Raw genomic sequence first — 21464 nt, forward strand, 5'->3', positions numbered from 1 at the left:
TTCGATATTGAACACTGGAGCCTCTTTATGTGTATTACGATGAATCAAAAAGCGCGTTACATTGGCGCTGAGTGGAAAGATGATATAATAAGGCGTGAATTTAAAAAAGCGGGGAAAGTAGTTTGAAACTAACAGCACGGGAAAAAGGTTCACTCTTCTTTGAAGGAGTTATTACAGTAATTCTGTTGATTTTGATTAACTTAGCGTTAATCGTAATTCTGCAAGATTTGATCCAGGGGAACCCGGGAGTAGCCAGCGGAATTTTTATTATCAAAAAATCATTAAAGATTGGTCCGTTTCAAGCGCAGATTTGGTCGTATCAGCGGATTGTCATTGGTCTATTTATTGTGATTGACATTTTTGTTGTTTGGTGGCGACTGCTACGACGTTATCATCAATACCAAATTAATCATATCATTAAAGAACTTCATTATATTGCTCAGGGACACCTAGATCACCGAATTCCATTTCGGTTGAAGGGGAGAACCCAGCATGTTGTGACGAGTGTCAACGCACTTGTTGATAGTGCGGTTCAATCGATGAATGACGAACGACAAATTGAGAAATCAAAGGATGAATTAATCACTAACGTCAGTCATGATTTACGAACACCATTAACCAGCATTATTGGCTATCTGCGGTTAATTGAGGATAAGCAATATCACTCTGAAGAAGACATTCTGAAGTATTCTCATATTGCCTATGAAAAAGCTAAACAAATGAAGAACATGGTTGAAGACCTTTTCGAGTATACTAAGGTTCAGCAGCATGGAGCCCCGGTGAATTTCATGGCAGTTGACCTCGGGCAATTACTAGAACAAGTTTGTGCTAGCTTTGAGCTGGAAGGTGAAAATCGGGGAATCGAAGTGAGTTCACAAACCACGCCGTCTCCGTTAATGATCGATGGGGATCCGGAAAAGCTGGGCCGAGTGTTCAGTAATCTAGTGGCCAATGGAATTAAGTACGGTCATGGTGCCAGCTATATCCGCTTAAATGCTGTTCAGCATAACGATCAAGTAACGGTAACGGTTGCCAACGACGGCGAACGGATTCCTGTAGACTCGCTTGACCACTTATTCGAGCGTTTTTATCGAGTCGAAGCGTCACGTTCGAAGGCCACCGGTGGAACTGGGTTGGGCTTAGCGATCGTTAAAAGTGTTGTTGACCTGCATCATGGGAATGTTGAGGTGCAATCTGATGATCACCAAACAGCATTTATTGTTACCCTACCAACTAAACAGGAGAAAGCGGGGACAGTTCATCATGAAACGAATTAAACGAGGATTAATTAGCCTGTTTATTACGATAGTAACGGTTTGTGGAACTTTATTTGGCGGATTGACGATTGGCCATGCGGCACCAATTAATGCCAGTGCCGCGTTTGCCATTGATGCGCAAACTGGACAGGTATTGTACAACCATAATGGTGACCAACGGTTAGCGGTAGCTTCCATGAGTAAGCTACTTACGGTCGCGGTAATTGAGAATGAGATCAGTACTGGTCAATTGAAGTGGTCAACGAAGGTCAAAATTACCCCAGCTGAAGCTAAATTATCAACGGCGCAGGGCTATTCAAATGTTCCGCTTAAGGCGGGAAAGAAATATTCAGTCAAGCAATTAACGGAAGCGGCATTGATCAAATCTGGTGATGCAGCAACGATTGCACTAACACGGGCCAAAGGGCAAAATACACAGCAGTTTGTTAAACAAATGGGGATAATGGCGGACCGCCTTGGTTTAAAAAATTTTCGACTTTATAACGGGGTTGGTTTAGAGAATAAGGATATGTCCAGCTTTAAACTGCCAAACACTTCGGCAACTGCCGAAAACCAAATGACTGCTCGTGATGTGGCGAAAGTTGCTCGTTATTTAATTCGCAATTATCCGGCCGTTTTGAAAATTACCCAGCGGCAAACGTTAATGTGGGATGGCAAAAGTTACCAAAATAGTAATGAATTATTACCGGGGAATGCGAAAGCACCTGAAAAAATAAAAGTTGATGGTCTGAAAACGGGGACATCTGATAAGGCTGGCCAATGCCTGGTATCCACGGGAACGTATCACGGGCACCGTATTATTACTGTGGTGATGCATGCAAAGGATCGTTTCGTTCAAACGAAAGCCCTTTATCGAGAGATCTTTACTAAATGGCGACCCGTAACAACCAAGTCAGTACAAACGGTAAGGGTTAGTCATGGACAGCAAAAAAACGTGCAGGTGACAACGAAACACCGAGTGACAATCTGGCACCCTCAGCAGGCCACAATCAAACCACAGTTTATTGCCGACGCACATAAGAAAGCTGGTCAAAAGCTCAAAGCACCATTGAAACGAGATACCCGAGTTGGAAAATTACGTTACTCACAATTGAAGACTGTTAATAATCAGCCACTTCAATTCGGCGTTTATCCAGTTAACGACGTCAAACGGAGCGGTTTGCTTGGTTGGCTAGGAAGCCTGTTTTAACAATTTCTTAAATAATTAATTAAATGTAAGTGGTTGCACTGATATTAAGTTAAATTTAAATATGATAAACTAATATAGAATATGTGCGTGGAACGTACATGGTCAATTATGACGTAAAATATTGACTTCATTATTTTGGAGGATTGTTCATTGCAACAAAAAGCCCATCAAATTAATCCAGAAAGGCAACCATGGCTAGAGAACCTTGGAATTGCCATGCCGCTTTGTTTAAGTTATTTACCAATAGGGGTTGCTTGCGGAATTTTACTGCATGCTGCCGGGATGAACTTCATGCTGACCCTACTGGTTTCTGTTATGGTGTTTTCCGGGGGTGCTCAATTTATTTTAGCGTCCTTATTGGTGTTGGATGCTCCAGTATCAAGTATTTTCATGACACTCTTTTTCCTTGAATTACGGTATGCCCTTTTGGGATCGAGTTTATCAAAATATTTCCGTAATGAATCTCAACGGATGGTATTGCTATTTTCGGCATCAATGAATGATGAAAACTATGCAGTTAATTATTTAAAATTTGCGACCGACAAAAATTGGACGACGCGCGATGCGTTAATGGTGGAACATTATTCTTTAATTTCGTGGGCGAGCGGGAATTTAATCGGCGGATTAATTGGTAGTGCGGTCTCCATTGACTTAACAATCGTTGATTTTGCATTAACGGCGCTTTTTATCTATATGATTATCATGCAAATTCAAAATAACATTACCTTTTTAATCTGCCTATTGTCGATTGTGACGTCGTTCTTCTTTTTACTCCTGACTCGGCATACAGTTGGTATTATTTTGTCAACGGTGGTCACTTCCTTAATTGGTTTTGCAATTGAAAATCGGGTCCGTAAATATGCTAAGCATCCAGATAAGACCTGGATTTTAGGCAAAATCAAGCGACCACGGATTACCAAAACCACGGTGGAAGATCTGGAGGGGGAGAATTCCCCTAATGAAGAGCAACAACTCAATTCGGAATTACATGATGGAGATAAGTAATGGTTAGTTTAAGCAATAGTCTAGTATTAGCTTCATTGGTGCCAAGTCATCATAATTTAACGTACCACCTGATCGTCATTTTGCTGTCAGCATTAGCAGCTTTTATCCCTCGGTATTTTCCAATGCGGTTTTTTACCAATCGGAAGATTCCGGAATGGTTTAATGAGTGGATGAAATATGTCCCGGTTAGTTTATTTACGGCATTAGTAGTTAAGGGAATTTTTGTAGATTCAAAATACCGAGTCATTATTGATCATGTTCAATTATTTGGTAATCACCTGACCGTTTATGGATTAGCAAGTTATTTGGTGGCGGCTGTTTGTGTAGGGCTAGTCGCCTACTTTACCCGGTCGATGCTTTCATCAGTCATTGTTGGCTTAGGGGTCGTCTGGCTACTTTCCATTACGATTGGTGTGTAATCCTAGCTGGAGGGAGACCTTCAGTTTTTTTATCAAAAAGGGATGATTTGCAATGAAAACAGCTTATTTAATTCATGGAACGTCTACGCGTGATGACGACTGGTTTCCATGGCTCGCAGAAGCCGTTGTCCCGACAATTAGCTTGGAACGATTATGGCTTCCGGAGCCGTTTAGCCCAGATGTTAAGGCTTGGGATGCAGCCATTGACGAGCAAATTCAGCCTACCTATGCTGGACTGACGATGGTTGCGCACAGCTTAGGATGTTTGGCCGCACTCCGCTATGTTAATCGTCACTCATTACATGATGTTCGCTTACTATTAGTGGGTGCCTTCGCCCAACCATTACCACATTATCCAGAATTAAATCATTTTATGGAACCGGCGTTGGACTTTCAAAAAATTCGTGCGAAAGTTAGTCGTGCGGTCGTGATTACCGCTCAAAATGATCCAATTGCACCGTATCAAGATAGCGTGGCAGTTGCTAATCAGTTAAACGCGAAGCTGATTGTGCGGCCAACCGGTGGCCATTTTCTGAGCAGTGATGGTTTTCAAAAGTTTCCGTTAGTTAAAACGGAATTAATAAATTTGATGGAATAAAAAATGAGCTTCTGCATTTTCAGCAGAAGCTCATTTTTTATAATATTACTTGTTATTTAGCATATAATCACGAGTCATTGGTAAATTCTTTCCAGAAGCACCCTTCGTAATTAAGTATTGAATAACATCAATATTGCCCGATTCAAATGATGCTGCACAAGCTTGTAAGTACAGGTCCCACATTCGAGTGAAGCGATCACCCATCATTTGAGTGATTTGGTCACGGTGGGCATTAAAGCTTTGGTCCCAAATTTCGAGGGTCCGTTGGTAATGGCAGCGAAGCATTTCAATATCCGCAATTTGCAGATGGTTTTCTTCAATATGATCAATCATTTCGGCAAGACCAGGAACGTAGCCACCAGGGAAAATATACTTGTTGATCCAGCCGTTATAAGCACCACCTTGTTGACGGGTAATACCGTGAATTAAAGCCACACCGTCGTTGGCCAAGTATTTGGCAACATCCTTAAAGTAAATCCCAAGGTTTTCCTTGCCAACGTGTTCAAACATACCGACAGAAGTAATGTAATCCCATTGACGATCACCAAGTTCACGGTAATCCATGAGCTTGACTTCAGCGACGTTACTGAGACCTTCATCATTAATCTTCTTTTGAACTAATTGATATTGTTCTTCACTTAACGTGACCCCAGTAACTTTCAAACTATATTCCTTAGCAGCAGTCAGCATCAGGGTTCCCCAACCGCAACCAATGTCAAGTAAAGTCTTACCAGGTTTAGGATCTAGCTTTTGTAGAATATGATGGACTTTAGCGATTTGGGCAGCTTTAAGATCATCATGATTACCATTGGTAAAGTAAGCACATGAGTAAGTCAAAGTCTCATCTAACCAAAGGCGATAGAAATCATTACCAACGTCATAATGGCTTTGCACGTCGTCTTCACTTTGTTTTTCGCTGTGACCTTGTTTCGGCAAAAACTTACGGAATTTGGAACTCCGCATGAAACTATCAGCACTTTCATAAGCTGATTCAATCAGTTTTTGAATGCTGCCATCAATCTCAATTTTGTGATCCATGTAAGCTTCGCCAAGGGCGATTGAGGCGTTCCTGGTAATGTCACGAATGGGAATTTTTTCTTTGAAGGTAATCGTAACTTGTGGTTCACCGTTGCCATAAGTTACGCTCTTTCCATCCCAGAAAACGATTTTCACTGGGATGGTAAAGGAACGACTTAACAATTGCTTGTAGAACGTCTTTTCTAACATATGTGGGTTTCCTTCTTTCTTATATTACACAAATAATTATTATACACCCTTACTATCAAATGGCGAATGATCACTTATTCTAAATGGTCTGATTACTGCGCACGACGATCAGCCTGGTCACGGATCAGCCGATAGAAGGCCGAAAAGAGCGGAACTGTAAACATCATTCCGATAATTCCAGAAACACCTCCACCAACCATGACGGCAACAAAAACCCAGACACTGGGGAGATCGATGGCTTTTCCAACAACAATGGGGTAGGTAATTCGATTATCTAGTTGTTGCAAAATAACAATGAAAATTAAGAAGATTAATGCCTTGACTGGTGAAACCGCAAAGATAATTACCACCCCGACAGAAGCGCCGAGAATGGCTCCAATAATGGGAATCAATGCGGTCACAGTTGTGACAGCCCCCATCATGTAGGCATATGGCAGTCGAAGGATGGTCATGCCAATAAAACAGCAAATACCGAGAATCACGGCATCTTTGCATTGCCCGCTAATATAACTACTAAAGCTTGTATCAAAAACGCGAATTACATACATGACCTGTTCTTTCGCGCGTGGGAGCCAAAGATCCATCAGTTTATTAAACTGGCGACGGAGCATTTCCTTAAAAATCAAAAGATAGACAGAGAAGAAGAGGGCAATCACTGTAGTTGTTCCAAACGAAATAATTCGTGACGCTGTGTGGCGAACGATCTTGAGAGTACCGCCAACCCCCACTGAGGCTTGCTTAAAGAATGTTGACCAGTTAATTTTACGCGGGTCAAGATATTGAAATGAATGGTTAGATAGGTAAGTAATGGTTCGTTGAATCAGTCGACTATGGTGGGCGAGCAACAACTTAATACAAGCAATGACTTCCGGGATGACCAGCCAGAGAACAGCAGCTAAAATGACAATAATCGAGATATAAGATAAGGTAATACAGACACCTCGTTTGAATTTTTGAGCATTCTGACTGGGAAGTAACTTAGTATATAATCGTTCCCATTGATTTAGTAAGATGTTAATGATGTAGGCTAATACGGCGCCGGCTAATAATGGTACGGTTGCATGGCCAATGTTACCGATGAACTTAGCGATGTTTGGCCAATACGTGATTGCTAAGTAGAGGGCAAATAGAGTTATAAAAATCGCAAGGTAACGTTTTTCAGCCAACGTTTTTTTCACAATGATTTCCTCCCCAAATAATTCATACTTTCATTCTACACGGAATTCGGCAACGATGTGAATAGTTTCTCCAACGAGGGATCGTTTGGTAGAATGATAGTAGTCTGATAAAAAGGTCGTGAAAAAATGGAAAATGCGTGGACAAAGTTTACCGCGAATGTTCACTTACACCGCACAGTGGTTTTATTATTGCTCATTGCGGTTTTGTATGAAGCGCGTGGGATGATGAACACAATTTTACTAACATTTATTTTTACTTATTTAATTGTCCATTGGGTCCGTTTGGTTCAACGCTGGTTACCGAAAATCCCGATTATTATAACCGTAATTGTCACCTATGTTCTGTTAATTTGGGGAATTTACTATGTAATTACCGATTATTTACCAATGATTATTAATGAAATTGTTAAAATGGTCGATTCACTAATTAAGTTTTATCAAGGGGATGATATGAAATGGCTGATGCGCTATGTCAATCGGTACGTCAGCATGTCAACGATTATTGAACAAGCCAAGCATGGTATGACGTTTGCGGTTAACACGCTCACTAAAATTGGCACGTTGACGATTTCACTCTTTATGTCCTTGATTTTGAGCTTTTTCTATACGATTGAACTGAAACAAATGAATGAATTTTCGCACCAATTTTTGGAAACCAAGTATTTAAACTGGCTCTTTGGTGATATCTATTATTTTGGCAAGACCTTTGTTAATACTTTCGGTGTTGTGCTTGAGGCCCAATTTTTTATTGCCATCTGTAATACGGCACTGACAATGATTTGCTTATCTTTTATGAAGATGCCACAGATTTTTGCCTTAGGGCTGATGGTGTTTGTCTTAAGTTTAGTTCCGGTTGCTGGGGTAATTATTTCGTTAGTTCCCCTTTGTCTAGTTGGTTATCAATCTGGCGGCATTCGTGATGTTGTTTATATTGTGATCATGATTTTAGTGATCCATGCGTTGGAGGCATATGTTTTAAACCCGAAATTTATGTCGAGTCGAACTGAACTACCGATTTTTTATACCTTTGTGGTATTGCTAGTTGCTGAACATTTATGGGGAACATGGGGGCTAATTGTTGGTGTTCCTGTCTTTACCTTCTTACTCGATGTTTTTGGGGTCAAATCAGTTCATCGGCGCAGACCACAATCAATTCAGGAATAAGTATTTACATTTGAATAAGAAACGATTATCCTATGAATGTATTCACGAACTATTTAAGCTATTTAAAAATAATAGTTCCTGTTTTTACTGTTTAACTTTAAGGAGGGCCAATGAATGTTAACAGACATTGAAATTGCTGATCGGACTAAAATGGAACCGATTACGAAAATTGCCGCGAAAATCGGTTTAGATGAAGATGACATTGAACAATACGGGAAATATAAAGCAAAACTCCAATTACCGTTAAAAAAAGCGCCCAATAAAAAACATCGGTTGGTCCTCGTAACCTCGATCAATCCAACGCCGGCCGGAGAAGGTAAATCAACGGTGCTGGTTGGTTTGGGCGATGCAATGAATCAGCTCAATCATCAAACAATTATTGCAATGCGTGAACCATCAATGGGTCCCGTCTTTGGTATTAAGGGTGGAGCCACCGGTGGTGGATATAGTCAGGTCATTCCGATGGAAGATATCAACTTGCACTTTACTGGTGACCTCCATGCTTTAACCAGTGCGAATAACACTTTAGCCGCTTTGATTGATAACTATATTATGCGTGATAATGAACTAAACTTGGATCCACGACGGATTATTTGGAAACGGGTCGAAGATGTTAACGATCGGGCATTGAGAAATGTGGTCACTGGACTGGGTGGCGTTATGCAAGGAATTCCGCGGGAAACCGGGTTCGATATTACTGCGGCTTCCGAATTAATGGCGATTCTTTGCCTATCGACTGACTTAATGGACCTCAAACGACGAGTTGGCCGAATCGTCGTTGGCTATACGCGGGACAAGGAACCAGTGACTGTGAGTCAACTTGGCTTTGAAGATGCGATTACGATTTTATTGAAAGATGCGCTCAAACCAAACTTAGTGCAAACTTTAGCTCATACACCAACTATTATTCATGGGGGACCATTTGCTAACATTGCCCATGGCTGTAATTCGGTTCTGGCGACGCAAGCGGCGATGAATCTGGCAGATTATACGGTTACGGAGTCAGGATTCGGCGCTGATCTGGGAGCAGAAAAGTTCTTAGATATTAAGCGACGGGTGCTTGGTAAAACTCCGGATGCAATGGTAATTGTAGCCACCGTTCGAGCACTTGAATATAATGGTGGCGCCAAATTAGCGGCGCTCAAGGATGAGAATCTCCCTGAACTAAAGAAGGGGATGGTCAACCTTAACCGACACATTAAGAATATGCAACGATTTGGAATTCCATTGGTCGTGGCCATTAACCACTTTGTGACTGATACTGAAGCCGAAATCAAAGCGATTGAAGATAACTGTCGAGCCCTGGGTGTCAATGTGGTCGTTACAGATGCTTGGGCTAAGGGCGGTGATGGTGCACTTGATCTGGCAAAGGAAGTTGTTAAACTCACGGAGCAACCAAGTGATTTTCACGAACTATATACACTAGACCAAACCCCTGAAGAAAAAATTCGGACGATTGTCACCAAAGTTTATGGGGCGAAGGATGTCGTCTTTAGTAAAAAAGCCCAAAAACAGCTTCGCCAATTTGCAGAGCTAGGTTGGAATGATTTGCCAGTCTGCATCGCCAAGACCCAGTACTCTTTTACTGATGATCAAACGCAATTAGGGGCACCCACTGACTTTATTTTCCACATTCGGGAACTTGTACCAAAGTTAGGTGCCGGATTTATTGTGGCACTATCCGGCAACATGATGACGATGCCAGGCTTAGCGAAAACGCCAGCTGCGGTGAATATGACGATTGATGAACAGGGGACAATTACTGGCCTGTTTTAATGGGCAGTCATTAACTAGTTTAATAATTAAGCAATGCGGAATGTTAGTTTTAACATTCCGCGTTTTTTTGAAGCATACACGAACAAAATTTAATAATCATATAAAATAGTTCTTGTTTTATTAAAAAAAGTTTGGTACTCTAAGGGGGATTTAAGGAGGAATGGAGCAATGGATAAAGTTAGCGTTGTGATGGGTAGTAAATCAGACTGGCCAACGGTTAAAGAAGCATGTTTAATCTTGGATCAATTCTGGGTTGACTATGATAAACAAGTTATTTCAGCACATCGAATGCCTAATGAAATGTTCGACTTTGCACAAAATACAGTTAAAAATGGTACGAAGGTGATCATTGCTTGTGCAGGAGGAGCGGCTCACTTGCCGGGGATGATTGCTGCCAATACGCCACTGCCAGTAATTGGAATTCCGGGTCAAACGAAAGCGTTAGGTGGCATGGACTCACTGTTATCGATTGTCCAGATGCCCGCGGGAATTCCAGTGGCCACCACGGCGATTGGCAAAGCGGGGGCTAAAAACGCAGCTCTGCTCGCTCTCCAGATTTTGGGGATTACCAATCCACAGATTCAACAACAAATTATTAATTATCGACAACGGATGCATGATGAAGCAAAAGAAAGCGGGAATCATCTTGACTAACTTTATTCAACCAGGATCAACGATTGGGATTATTGGTGGTGGTCAATTAGGTCAAATGCTGGCTTTGGACGCTAAGCAAACGGGGATGAAGGTTGTGATTTTGGATCCAACGCCGCATTGTCCGGCTGGTCAGGTGGCTGATGAACAAATTGTTGCACCATATGAAGATCTTTCGGCAATTCAAGAGTTAGCACAACGGGCGGATGTGTTAACTTATGAATTTGAAAATGTTGATTTACAGGCGTTAGAAGATGTTACGGACTGTTCGTACATTCCTCAAGGAACTCAGCTGCTTTATATCACGAAAGATCGGGTCCGTGAGAAGATGTTTTTGAACCATGCGGGATTGCAAACGGCACCATTCCGTGCAGTGCATAATCGTCAAGAATTAGCTAATGCAGTGGAGATAATTGGCTATCCAAGTGTTTTGAAAACCTGTGAAGGCGGATATGATGGACATGGTCAGGTTGTTTTACATCAGTCAGCTGATTTAGCAAAGTGTACGAAAATTTTAAAAACCCACAATTGTATTTTAGAAGGCTGGGTGCCATTTAAGATGGAGTGTTCAGTGATGGTGGCGCGGAATGAACGTGGTGAGATTACGACTTTTCCTGTTGCAGAAAATATTCACCATCATGAAATTTTACATTTGAGTATCGTTCCTGCACGAATTAGTGCTCACCTTCAAGGGGTGGCGGAAAAAATGGCTGTTCAAATCGCCGAAGCAATTCATTTGCGGGGAATCCTCGGGGTAGAAATGTTTATTGGTAACGATGATCAGATTTATATTAATGAGTTAGCCCCGCGACCGCATAATTCGGGCCATTATTCGATCGAAGCATGTAATTTTTCTCAATTTGCCATCCATAATCGGGCAATCTGTAACTGGCCATTACCGAAAATTCAGCTACTGAAGCCGGTGGTAATGGTCAATGTTTTAGGACAGCACGTGGCCAAAGTACGTCAACAGATGACTCAACATCCAACTTGGCATTTTCATGACTACGGTAAGGCTGAAGTACGTCATAATCGTAAAATGGGTCATGTGACAATTTTAACTGACGATTTCGCTCAGACGCTACATGAAATTGAATCGAGTGGAATTTGGCAGAAATAGTTGCCACAAATAATCTAATTCAGTATAAAATGGTAGTATTGAGAAAAAAGAAAGGATTTTAACCCATGATTGATCGTTATACTAGTCCAGAAATGAAACATATTTGGAGCGACCAAACCAAGTACCAATGTTGGTTGGAAGTTGAAATTGCTGCTGATGAAGCCTGGAGTAAACTTGGCCATATTCCGGCGGCGGACGTTGAAAAGATTAAGCAAAATGCGAAGTTTACTGTTGATGGGATTAATGAGATTGAAGCAGTCACTCACCATGATGTGATTGCCTTTACACGAGATGTTTCTAAATCACTCGGTCCAGAACGGAAGTGGGTTCATTACGGAATGACGAGTACAGATGTCGTCGATACGGCACAAGGCTACCGTCTGAAGAAGGCCAATGATTTATTACGACAAGACATTGATGACTTTATGCAAGTGCTCAAAGAAATGGCCGAAAAATATAAGTACACGGTTTGTATGGGCCGGACCCATGGTGTTCATGCTGAACCGACAACGTTTGGTTTGAAAGCTGCGCGTTGGTATTCTGAAATGAAGCGGAATCGTCGGCGCTTTGATGAAGCTGCGAAGGGAGTTGAAGCTGGTAAAATTTCGGGTGCCGTGGGGACGTTTGCTGAAATTGATCCCTTTGTGGAAGAATATGTCTGCAAGAAGCTGGGCATTCGACCGCAAGAAATTTCAACCCAAGTTTTACCACGCGATTTGCATGCCGCTTACGTTGCAGCGATCGCGCTGGTGGGGACGAGCCTAGAAGAAATGGCGACAGAAATTCGCTCTTTACAACGGACTGAAATTCATGAAGTGGAAGAACACTTTGCCAAGGGTCAGAAGGGCTCCTCAGCAATGCCACATAAGCGGAACCCAATTGGTTCGGAAAATATTTGCGGCTGTGCACGGATGCTACGTGGCTACATGGTTCCGGCTTACGAAGATGTGCCGTTATGGCATGAACGTGATATTTCCCACTCAAGTGCAGAACGGATGATTTTGCCAGATGCCACTTCATTACTTGATTACATGTTAAAGCGGTTTGGCCGGATTTTGAAGAATCTTGATGTTTTCCCTGAAACAATGAAAAAGAATATGGATAAGACGCTGGGGTTAATTTATTCTGGAAGAGTTCTTTTAAAGTTAGTTAATTCCGGAATGACCCGCGAGGCTGCGTATGATTTGATTCAACCTTACACTGCCAAGTGTTGGGCTGAGCAAATTCCATTTCGACCGTTACTTGAAGCAGATCCAACGATTCAAAAACAATTGACGGCGGCGGATCTTGATGATGCCTTTGATTATCATTGGCATCTTCGTCACGTTGATGATATTTACAAACGCATTGGTTTAGATTAGTAATAAAAGGTTCAGCTCTGCTGGACCTTTTATTACTTCACAATGATTTGCGGTTAGAACCAGCCTGCTTCATAATGAAATTAAGAGAAAGGCGGGTGAACAAAATGAAAAGTAATCGCCAAAAATTAATGGTCCTTTGTGGGATTGCACTGTTGGCGGCAATTTGTCAATGGGGATTTCGTGCACCAATCTGGGCACAGGTAATTAATAGTATTGCTGGTGGCTGGATGGCGTTGTTGATGTTCATTGATATGATTAAGAAACTCCGCTCTGGGGATTATGGTGTTGACTTGTTAGCGATCACTGCGATTGTGGCGACGCTGGCTGTTGGTGAATATTGGGCTGCCATGGTGATTTTGCTAATGCTGATTGGTGGTGATGCATTAGAAGATTATGCCAACCAGAAAGCGCATAGCGAGTTGAGCACGTTGTTAGATAAGACGCCACGGACTGCTAACCAATTGATTGATGGTATACCAGTGGCGGTGGACGTTAATGAACTTAAAGTTGGTGACCAGGTGATCATTAAACCAGGAGAACAGGTTCCGGTTGATGGAATCGTTATTGAAGGGATTAGTGATGTTAATGAAGCAACATTAACTGGCGAATCATTACCGATCACTAAGCATCCTGGTGAAGAAATACTATCTGGTTCAGTTAATGGTGATGGTAGGATAACGATGAAAGTACAACGATGCGCAGCGGATAGCCAGTACCAACAGTTAGTGGCCTTGATTCAGCAAGCGGATCAACAACCCGCCCGGTTTGTTCGCTTAGCTGACCGCTATGCATTACCATTTACCATTGTTTCATATGTTATTGCCGGGTTAGCATGGTGGATTGCTAAAGATCCCGTTCGCTTTGCTCAAGTTTTGGTGGTTGCCTCACCGTGTCCGTTAATTTTAGCGGCACCAGTAGCGTTTGTTTCAGGTATGAGTCGAAGTTCAACTAACGGGATTGTGGTCAAGACTGGGGATGTCATTGAAAAACTAGCCACCATTCGTGCTGCGGCGTTTGATAAGACTGGGACCCTAACTCATGGTAATTTGAGTGTTAGTGAGGTAGTGCCGAGTGGCAACGTTTCTGCGGATCAATTGTTACAGTTCACAGCAAGTGCAGAACAGGATTCAAATCATGTCTTAGCACAGTCGGTAGTCCAGACTGCTCATCAACAGGGACTGCCACTACTCCAACCAACGTCAATGCATGAAACGACTGCGCAAGGAGTCGCTGCAGTTATCCAAGGTCGGAGTATTAAAGTCGGGAGACGAACGTTTGTCGATTCTGGTCAGCAGATTCAGCCAGCTAACGTTACCGCAATTTATGTTACGGTTGATCACCAATACTGGGGCCATGTTGAATTTCAGGACCAGTTACGGAGCGAGACTCCTGAAGTTATTGCCCAACTTCGTGCTCGTGGTGTCAAAACGATTATGATGTTAACCGGTGATCAAGGACGGATTGCAGGACAGATCGCAAAAAAGTCTGGAATCACCAAGGTCTTTGCCGGGTTGCTACCTGAACAAAAGGTGGCCAACCTGCAAAAATTACCGCCTGAAGATCGACCAATCATGATGGTTGGGGACGGAGTTAATGATGCGCCGGTGTTGAAAGTAGCAGATGTTGGTGTTGCAATGGGTGCTCGCGGATCAACAGCAGCTAGTGAATCAGCAGATGTTGTCATTCTGGCGGATGATTTGCGAAAAGTGGCGAATGCGGTGATTATTGCTCAGGACACCTTACAAATTGCTAAACATGCCGTTTGGATTGGCATCGCGGTCTGCGTTGTTTTAATGTTAATTTGTAGTACCGGAGTGGTGCCGACGATTATCGGGGCGCTGTTGCAAGAAGTCGTCGATACCGTTTGTATCTTATGGGGGCTGCGTGCACGAAAGGACTTGCAGAATTTAATCTAACCATGTTGACCAACTAGCGGGTGAACAATCCCCTGCTAGTTGGTTTTTATTACAATTTTTTATAGTGAATACCGAACAATAAAATAGCAAAGATGACAAAAGTTTGGAAATATATTGACAGATCGTCAAAGGATTGATATGCTCATGATGTCTAATAACGAACTTTAATTTAATTACTAAATATAAAGTTCGTGTTTTATTAAAAAGGAGCGATATGCATCATGGGGAAACTACTATATTCTGGTAAAGCTAAACAAATGTGGTCTACTGATGACCCAGACCGCTTACGAGTGGTCTACCTTGATCAAGCAACAATGTTGAACGGTAAGCGCAAGGATCATTTTGCGGGGAAAGGAACCGCTGCTAATGACATTTCAACATTAGTTTTTAAATATTTAAGCCAACATGGGATTCCAACACACTTTGTGAATCGTCTTTCACCCACGGAAGAGTTAGTGAAGAAGTGCAAGATGATCCGTTTGGAATTCGTGACGCGCAATATTGTGGCGGGCCATTTTGCTTCGCGGTTCGGACTAACTGAAGGCACCCCACTAGCCCAACCGGTTGAAGAAACTTTTTATAAGAGTGATGAATTAGATGACCCATTCGCTAATGAATCAGATGCAATTGCTCTTCACGCTTGTACAGCAGAAGAATATCGCCAATGCTGGGCATTAGCACGACGTTGTAATGTTTTACTAACGGCGCTTTTTGCTCAGGCCGGCATGAAATTGGTGGATTTCAAATTGGAATTCGGTAAATTAACTGACGGTACGTTAGTATTAGCTGATGAATTTTCGCCAGACAACTGCCGGTTATGGGATCGACAAACAAATGCCCATATGGATAAAGATGTCTTTCGCAAAAATCTGGCTGATATTACTACTACTTATGATGAAGTTTACAATCGCTTGGTTAAGACCGTGACGGAGGAAAAAGATGATTAAAGTTCGGGTTTTTGTGAATTATAAGCAATCAGTATTTGATCCGCAGGGTGACACGATTACGAAAACTGTTCACACAATTGGTCATTCAGAGGTCGCCTCGATTCAGGTCGGTAAATTCTTTGATCTGCAGTTAAAGACAACCGCCGACCACGTAGATGCCATTGTTAAGGATATTGCAACTAATTTATTAGTAAACTTTAATATGGAAACTTATACTTACCAATTGCTGGAGGACTAATTATGAAGATCGCAGTAGTTGTTTTTCCCGGTTCCAATTGTGATGTTGACATCTATGAAGCTTTGGCGAGCGTTTGTGGGGCAAACGTTGAGTATGTTTCACACCGTGAAAAGAGTTTAGCTGGCTTTGATGCAGTGATGCTTCCTGGTGGGTTTTCATATGGTGACTACCTACGGGCTGGAGCACTAGCCCGGTTTACCAATATTATGCCGGCCATTATCAAAATGGCTAAGGAAGGGAAGGCGGTTTTTGGGACTTGCAATGGATTTCAAATTTTAACGGAAGTGGGTCTCCTTCCTGGAGCGTTGAAACATAATAATTGCCAAAAATTCATTTGTAAAACGGTCCCGCTTGAGGTGGTTAATAATCAAACACTCTTCACAAGTGAGTATGGGGTCCATGAACGAATCAATTTACCGATTGCCCACGCTGATGGGTGTTACGTGGCTAGCCAAGCAACGTTAGATCAGCTTGAACAAAATCATCAAGTTGTCTTTCGGTATGCAAAAGAAAACCCCAACGGTTCTCTGAGAAATATTGCTGGGATTACGAATCAACGAGGCAATGTTCTCGGGATGATGCCCCATCCAGAACGGGCAGTAGAAACCATTTTAGAAAATACGGATGGCTTACGACTGTTTAAGTCATTGTTAGCAAACGGCACCGTAAGAGCATAGTGAGGGAAAAACATGAAGCAAGCAATGACACCAGAGGAAATCAAAGAACAAAAACCATACCTTGATTGGAGCCTAACGGAAAAGGAATATAACTACATTGCCGACCAACTATTAGGTCGTCTACCAAACTTTACAGAAACGGGCCTCTTTTCTGCAATGTGGAGTGAACATTGTTCATACAAAAAATCTAAACCGATCCTCCGTCTATTTCCAAACCGTAATGAACGAGTGCTCCAGGGTCCCGGCGAAGGGGCTGGGGTAGTTGACATTGATGATGGCCAGGCCGTTGTTTTTAAAGCCGAAAGCCATAACCACCCAACGACTGTTGAACCATACCAGGGTGCCGCGACGGGTGTTGGTGGTATCCTCCGGGATATCTTTAGTATGGGCGCACGGCCGATTGCGTCATTGGATTCACTCCATTTTGGTGAGTTAACTGATCCGCAAATGCGGATGAAAGTTGCCCAAACGGTTAAGGGAATTGGTGATTACGGAAACTGCATGGGGATCCCAACGGTGGCTGGCGAAACGACCTTTGACCCGTGTTATCAAGGTAATCTGCTTTGTAATGCCATGAGCGTTGGGTTAATGGACCAGAAGGATCTTCAACAGGGAAAGGCTGCGGGAATCGGTAACGCAGTGATGTACGTGGGGGCGAAAACTGGTCGTGATGGCATCCACGGGGCGACGTTTGCGTCAGCTGACTTCTCTGATGAAAATGCCACGCAACGGTCAGCAGTTCAAGTTGGGGATCCATTTATGGAAAAACTGCTGATGGAAGCGTGTCTGGAATTAATTCAACAACATGCTGATTGGTTAGTGGGCATCCAGGATATGGGTGCTGCTGGAATTGTTTCATCGAGCGCTGAAATGGCGAGTGAAGGGCATAGCGGAATGCAACTGAATCTTGATCGGGTACCACAACGTGAAACGGGAATGTCGGCATATGAAATCATGTTGAGTGAATCACAAGAACGGATGCTCCTTTGTGTCGTAAAGGGCCATGAAGATGACGTGAAACAGATTTTTGATCGTTATGATTTGGATGCGATTACAATTGGTCGGATTACCGAGGGCCATGATTATGTTTTGGAACATGATGGTGAAGAAGTTTGTCACATTCCAGTTGCTAGCCTGACGGATGATGTTCTGGAACAACCAAGTGCGGAACGGAAACCTGCTCGCCTTCAAACTACTCATAAGCTTCCTCAGTGGCAACCGGTAATTAATCATCCAGGACAAATCTTACGCCGGTTGCTTCAGCAGTCAACGATTGCCAGTGATGAAGTATTAACTCAGCAGTATGATACTCAGGTCCGAACTTCAACCGTTGCTGGTCCGGGCAGTGATGCTGGAGTGATTCGAATCCGTGGCTATCACAAAGGATTAGCCATGACAACCGATGGCAACGGACGGTTTGTTTATCTGGATCCAGAAATTGGCGGTCAAATGGCGGTGGCAGAAGCTTACTTAAATATTATTGCGAGTGGTGCAGAGCCATTAGCAATCACTGATTGTTTAAATTATGGCGACCCCAATGACCCAGAAATTTTTTGGGAACTCCACCACTCAGTCCAAGGGATGGCAGATGCTTGTCGAATCTTTAATACGCCGGTGATTTCAGGAAATGTTTCCTTGTATAACGAGAATAACGGTCGACCAATTTATCCAACACCGATGGTGGGGATGGTTGGTTTAATCAAAAATTTTGATCATGTGATTCCGTCGTTTGCCAAACAAGCCGGAGATGCTGTGTACATTATTGGTAAAACTGGTGATGATTATGCTGGTTCAGAATTGCAAAAAATGTTAACGAACAAGATTTCTGGGACGCTACGACAAGTTAACTTACATCGTATTCGGGCATATGCAGAAAGTTTGCATTCAGCAATGGTTGCCGGGTTTGTGACCGCCGCCCATGATGTCAGTGAAGGCGGTCTTGGAGTCGCACTGGCTGAAATGCTGTTTGCTGGTGAAACTGGGATGGAGCTAGACCTTCGCCAATTTACTGCTGCCCAATTCTTTAGTGAAACTGCTGGTCGGGTCATTGCGACCGTGCCAGCAAGCATGAGCAAAGATTTTGAGCAGGTGCTCGGTGTGGATGCCAAACAAGTTGGAACAGTCACAAACACTCACTGGTTAGAAGTTCATTTAAGAGATGCAGAATTGAATGAGAATCTGGCAGAACTGCATCAACTGGATAAGGAGGCGCTCTCGTGTCAGCTGAAGTTAAAGGATTAAATGAAGAATGCGGTGTGTTTGGCGTCTTTGGGGCACCCCACGCTAATCGACTGACGTACCTGGGATTACACACTTTACAACATCGCGGGCAAGAGGGCGCTGGAATTGTCACCACGGATCACAAAGAAATGTATCAGCATCGTGATCGTGGGTTACTAGCGCAAGTTTTTAAAAACCCGGCTGATCTTGATGGGCTGATTGGTGATGCTGCGATTGGTCATGTACGGTATGGGACTGCCGGGCGGAACGCGATTCAAAATGTTCAACCCTTCCTGTTTCGCTTTCATGATGGCGATGTCGCGCTAGCACATAATGGCAATCTAACCAACGCCGTCACGCTACGGCAACAGCTCGAAAATGAGGGGGCCGTATTTCAATCGGACTCGGATACGGAAATTTTGATTCATCTAGTTCGAAAATACATTCGGCAAGGGTTCATTTCCGCACTTAAACGAAGTCTCAATGAGGTCAAAGGTGGGTTTGCATTTCTGCTCTTACAAAAAGATCGTTTGATTGCAGCGTTAGACCCGAACGGAATTCGCCCGCTCTGCATTGGTCAAATGGCGAATGGTGCCTACGTGGTTGCAAGTGAATCATGTGCGTTAGACATTGTGAATGCCAAATTGATTCGTGATGTTCAACCTGGCGAATTGTTGGTGATTGACCGTAATGGACTGCACGAAGATCGGTATACGGACAACACGCGACTAGCAATTTGTTCTATGGAATACATTTATTTTGCCCGGCCAGATTCCATTATTCATGGGGTTACTGTTCATAACGCACGGAAACGGATGGGCAAACGATTAGCCCAGGAACACCCAGTGGATGCGGATATGGTGATTGGGGTACCAAATTCTTCGCTTTCGGCAGCGAGCGGCTATGCTGAAGAGGCAGGACTGCCTTACGAAATGGGGTTAATTAAAAGTCAGTATGTTGCCCGCACATTTATTCAACCAACGCAGGAACTGCGTGAACGAGGAGTGCATATGAAATTATCTGCAGTTCGCGGTGTGGTTAACGGCAAGCGGGTCGCAGTTGTTGACGATTCAATCGTTCGGGGAACAACGTCTCGGCAGATTGTGAAAATGCTCCGGGACGCTGGTGCTAAAGAGGTGCATTTGTTAATTTCATCACCGCCGTTTAAGTTTCCCTGCTTCTACGGGATTGATGTTTCAACCCGAGCTGAGCTGATGGCTGCTCACTATCGCGTCGAAGAAATGCGTCAACAAATTGGTGCGGACTCGTTGGCTTTCTTATCTATCAAAAGTTTAGAGGAAGCAATTGGAGTACCTGATGCGGGGAATGCACCGGATGGCGGCTTGACGGTGGCATACTTCAATGGTCATTATCCAACCCCGCTTTATGATTACGAAGCAAAATATTTAGCTTCATTAAGCGCACAGGAACGTCGCGAACGAAAGGAGCAACAAAGATGAGCCGTTACGAAGAAGCTGGGGTCAACATCGATGCTGGTTACGAATTAGTCAGACGGATTAAGGAACAGGTGAAGAGTACCCAACGTCAGGGAATGATAACTGGAATTGGTAGTTTTGGCGGAATGTTTGATCTGGGGGCACTAAAGACCGATCACCCAATTCTGGTTTCTGGAACTGACGGGGTTGGCACGAAGCTGTTAATTGCCCAACGAATGAATCAACATCAGACGATTGGAATTGATGTGGTCGCGATGTGTGTGAATGATGTCCTCGCCCAAGGTGCTGAGCCATTATACTTTTTAGATTACATTGCCACAGGCCATAATGATCCTGCTAAAATGGCTCAAATTGTTACTGGGGTTGCTGAAGGCTGCCGGCAGGCAGGGGCCGCTTTAGTTGGTGGCGAAACCGCAGAAATGCCGGATATGTATTCCAAAGATGAATATGATTTGGCCGGGACCGTCACTGGAGTAGTTGAAAAATCATCATTATTGACCAGTGATCAGCCACAAGCCGGCGATGTACTCTTGGGGTTGCCGTCAAGTGGTCTTCATTCAAATGGTTTTTCCCTCGTTCGGCAAATTCTTTTTAAAGATCATCAAGTTAATTTAAGTGATCAACCAGCCGAATTAGATGGGGCGACGGTTGGAGATACATTAATCACACCGACGAAAATCTATGTTAAGGCGGTTTTGCCACTGGTGAAGGATCATTTAATTAATGGAATTAGTCATATTACTGGTGGCGGGTTAATCGAGAATGTGCCACGGATGATTAGTGACGAGCTTCAGGCACGACTGGACACCAACAGCTGGCCAGAACTACCGGTGTTTAATTACCTTCGTCAACTCGGTCAGCTACGTGCTGATGACTGCTGGAATACTTTTAACATGGGATTAGGACTTGTGTTAGCAGTCTCACCAGAGAAAGTAGCAATGGTCCAAGAACGGCTCAAAGAAGCGAATGAAACCAGTTATCAAATTGGTCGATTAGTCCAGCGACCACGAGCAGCTGCCAAGATTGTGATTAAGTGAGGTTGAA

The 21464-nt window shown here is 43.3% G+C and carries 19 protein-coding genes; 17 read left to right on the forward strand and 2 right to left on the reverse strand.

The features are described from left to right. The first annotated feature begins 122 nt into the window (after positions 1-122). The 5 genes from Q0C76_RS02275 (at position 123) to Q0C76_RS02295 (ending at position 4488) form a co-directional block, all read left to right on the forward strand. Complete coding sequence (locus Q0C76_RS02275) at positions 123-1277, forward strand: cell wall metabolism sensor histidine kinase WalK (protein WP_295729198.1); 1155 nt, start codon at positions 123-125, stop codon at positions 1275-1277. Continuing rightward, on the forward strand, positions 1264-2466 hold the full coding sequence (locus tag Q0C76_RS02280; RefSeq protein WP_295729201.1) for a D-alanyl-D-alanine carboxypeptidase family protein: 1203 nt from the start codon (positions 1264-1266) through the stop codon (positions 2464-2466). Before Q0C76_RS02275 ends, Q0C76_RS02280 begins: the two co-directional genes overlap by 14 nt. 216 nt (positions 2467-2682) lie before the next feature. Then, complete coding sequence (locus tag Q0C76_RS02285) at positions 2683-3471, forward strand: AzlC family ABC transporter permease (RefSeq protein WP_295729273.1); 789 nt, start codon at positions 2683-2685, stop codon at positions 3469-3471. Further along, positions 3471-3890 (forward strand): AzlD domain-containing protein, encoded by a 420-nt coding sequence (locus Q0C76_RS02290; protein WP_295729203.1) that lies wholly within the window; start codon positions 3471-3473, stop codon positions 3888-3890. Before Q0C76_RS02285 ends, Q0C76_RS02290 begins: the two co-directional genes overlap by 1 nt. Before the next feature lie 52 nt (positions 3891-3942). Next, a complete protein-coding gene (locus Q0C76_RS02295; protein WP_295729204.1) occupies positions 3943-4488 on the forward strand; it encodes an alpha/beta hydrolase in 546 nt (181 codons plus the stop codon). A gap of 45 nt (positions 4489-4533) precedes the next feature. Here the strand turns inward: Q0C76_RS02295 and Q0C76_RS02300 are convergent, their stop codons facing one another. After that, a complete protein-coding gene (locus tag Q0C76_RS02300; protein WP_295729207.1) occupies positions 4534-5715 on the reverse strand; it encodes a cyclopropane-fatty-acyl-phospholipid synthase family protein in 1182 nt (393 codons plus the stop codon). A 92-nt stretch (positions 5716-5807) separates the two neighbouring features. Beyond that, entirely contained in the window at positions 5808-6893 is a 1086-nt protein-coding gene (locus Q0C76_RS02305) for an AI-2E family transporter (protein WP_295729209.1), read from the reverse strand. A 126-nt stretch (positions 6894-7019) separates the two neighbouring features. Between Q0C76_RS02305 and Q0C76_RS02310 the strand changes: the two genes are divergently transcribed. The 12 genes from Q0C76_RS02310 (at position 7020) to purM (ending at position 21457) form a co-directional block, all read left to right on the forward strand. Further along, on the forward strand, positions 7020-8057 hold the full coding sequence (locus tag Q0C76_RS02310) for an AI-2E family transporter (RefSeq protein WP_295729211.1): 1038 nt from the start codon (positions 7020-7022) through the stop codon (positions 8055-8057). Positions 8058-8171: 114 nt separating this feature from the next. Further along, complete coding sequence (locus Q0C76_RS02315) at positions 8172-9833, forward strand: formate--tetrahydrofolate ligase (RefSeq protein WP_295729213.1); 1662 nt, start codon at positions 8172-8174, stop codon at positions 9831-9833. A gap of 168 nt (positions 9834-10001) precedes the next feature. Then, positions 10002-10487: a 5-(carboxyamino)imidazole ribonucleotide mutase gene (purE, locus tag Q0C76_RS02320; protein WP_295729216.1), complete on the forward strand. Its 486-nt coding sequence runs from the start codon at positions 10002-10004 to the stop codon at positions 10485-10487. Next, entirely contained in the window at positions 10450-11604 is a 1155-nt protein-coding gene (purK, locus tag Q0C76_RS02325; RefSeq protein WP_295729218.1) for a 5-(carboxyamino)imidazole ribonucleotide synthase, read from the forward strand. Before purE ends, purK begins: the two co-directional genes overlap by 38 nt. 65 nt (positions 11605-11669) lie before the next feature. Continuing rightward, positions 11670-12965: an adenylosuccinate lyase gene (gene purB, locus Q0C76_RS02330; RefSeq protein ID WP_295729220.1), complete on the forward strand. Its 1296-nt coding sequence runs from the start codon at positions 11670-11672 to the stop codon at positions 12963-12965. Between the two features lie 104 nt (positions 12966-13069). Next, a complete protein-coding gene (locus Q0C76_RS02335) occupies positions 13070-14881 on the forward strand; it encodes a heavy metal translocating P-type ATPase (protein ID WP_295729223.1) in 1812 nt (603 codons plus the stop codon). Positions 14882-15099: 218 nt separating this feature from the next. Beyond that, entirely contained in the window at positions 15100-15828 is a 729-nt protein-coding gene (gene purC / locus Q0C76_RS02340; RefSeq protein WP_295729275.1) for a phosphoribosylaminoimidazolesuccinocarboxamide synthase, read from the forward strand. Next, complete coding sequence (gene purS, locus Q0C76_RS02345; protein WP_295729225.1) at positions 15821-16066, forward strand: phosphoribosylformylglycinamidine synthase subunit PurS; 246 nt, start codon at positions 15821-15823, stop codon at positions 16064-16066. Before purC ends, purS begins: the two co-directional genes overlap by 8 nt. A gap of 2 nt (positions 16067-16068) precedes the next feature. Continuing rightward, a complete protein-coding gene (purQ, locus tag Q0C76_RS02350) occupies positions 16069-16743 on the forward strand; it encodes a phosphoribosylformylglycinamidine synthase subunit PurQ (protein ID WP_295729227.1) in 675 nt (224 codons plus the stop codon). 12 nt (positions 16744-16755) lie between these two features. After that, entirely contained in the window at positions 16756-18984 is a 2229-nt protein-coding gene (gene purL / locus Q0C76_RS02355; RefSeq protein WP_295729229.1) for a phosphoribosylformylglycinamidine synthase subunit PurL, read from the forward strand. Next, positions 18960-20423 carry an amidophosphoribosyltransferase gene (gene purF, locus Q0C76_RS02360; RefSeq protein WP_295729232.1) on the forward strand — a complete coding sequence of 488 codons (1464 nt, stop codon included), beginning with the start codon at positions 18960-18962 and terminating at the stop codon, positions 20421-20423. The genes purL and purF overlap by 25 nt, the downstream gene beginning before the upstream one ends. Then, the gene (gene purM, locus Q0C76_RS02365) at positions 20420-21457 is read left to right on the forward strand and encodes a phosphoribosylformylglycinamidine cyclo-ligase (RefSeq protein ID WP_295729235.1); all 1038 of its coding nucleotides are present in this window, start codon (positions 20420-20422) and stop codon (positions 21455-21457) included. Before purF ends, purM begins: the two co-directional genes overlap by 4 nt. The last annotated feature ends 7 nt before the right edge of the window (positions 21458-21464 follow it).

The sequence above is a fragment of the uncultured Limosilactobacillus sp. genome, from assembly GCF_934202705.1.
In the GTDB taxonomy this organism is placed as follows: domain Bacteria; phylum Bacillota; class Bacilli; order Lactobacillales; family Lactobacillaceae; genus Limosilactobacillus.

What these genes read in the sequence shown, in the direction of transcription:
- purM (WP_295729235.1), top strand. Translation starts at nt 20,420, where the DNA reads ATGAGCCGTTACGAAGAAGCTGGGGTCAACATCGATGCTGGTTACGAA.
- Q0C76_RS02315 (WP_295729213.1), top strand. Translation starts at nt 8,172, where the DNA reads ATGTTAACAGACATTGAAATTGCTGATCGGACTAAAATGGAACCGATT.
- purS (WP_295729225.1), top strand. Translation starts at nt 15,821, where the DNA reads ATGATTAAAGTTCGGGTTTTTGTGAATTATAAGCAATCAGTATTTGAT.
- Q0C76_RS02335 (WP_295729223.1), top strand. Translation starts at nt 13,070, where the DNA reads ATGAAAAGTAATCGCCAAAAATTAATGGTCCTTTGTGGGATTGCACTG.
- Q0C76_RS02285 (WP_295729273.1), top strand. Translation starts at nt 2,683, where the DNA reads ATGCCGCTTTGTTTAAGTTATTTACCAATAGGGGTTGCTTGCGGAATT.
- Q0C76_RS02280 (WP_295729201.1), top strand. Translation starts at nt 1,264, where the DNA reads ATGAAACGAATTAAACGAGGATTAATTAGCCTGTTTATTACGATAGTA.
- Q0C76_RS02290 (WP_295729203.1), top strand. Translation starts at nt 3,471, where the DNA reads ATGGTTAGTTTAAGCAATAGTCTAGTATTAGCTTCATTGGTGCCAAGT.
- purK (WP_295729218.1), top strand. Translation starts at nt 10,450, where the DNA reads ATGATGAAGCAAAAGAAAGCGGGAATCATCTTGACTAACTTTATTCAA.
- purE (WP_295729216.1), top strand. Translation starts at nt 10,002, where the DNA reads ATGGATAAAGTTAGCGTTGTGATGGGTAGTAAATCAGACTGGCCAACG.
- Q0C76_RS02310 (WP_295729211.1), top strand. Translation starts at nt 7,020, where the DNA reads ATGGAAAATGCGTGGACAAAGTTTACCGCGAATGTTCACTTACACCGC.
- purL (WP_295729229.1), top strand. Translation starts at nt 16,756, where the DNA reads ATGAAGCAAGCAATGACACCAGAGGAAATCAAAGAACAAAAACCATAC.
- purB (WP_295729220.1), top strand. Translation starts at nt 11,670, where the DNA reads ATGATTGATCGTTATACTAGTCCAGAAATGAAACATATTTGGAGCGAC.
- Q0C76_RS02295 (WP_295729204.1), top strand. Translation starts at nt 3,943, where the DNA reads ATGAAAACAGCTTATTTAATTCATGGAACGTCTACGCGTGATGACGAC.
- Q0C76_RS02300 (WP_295729207.1), bottom strand. Translation starts at nt 5,715, where the DNA reads ATGTTAGAAAAGACGTTCTACAAGCAATTGTTAAGTCGTTCCTTTACC.
- purQ (WP_295729227.1), top strand. Translation starts at nt 16,069, where the DNA reads ATGAAGATCGCAGTAGTTGTTTTTCCCGGTTCCAATTGTGATGTTGAC.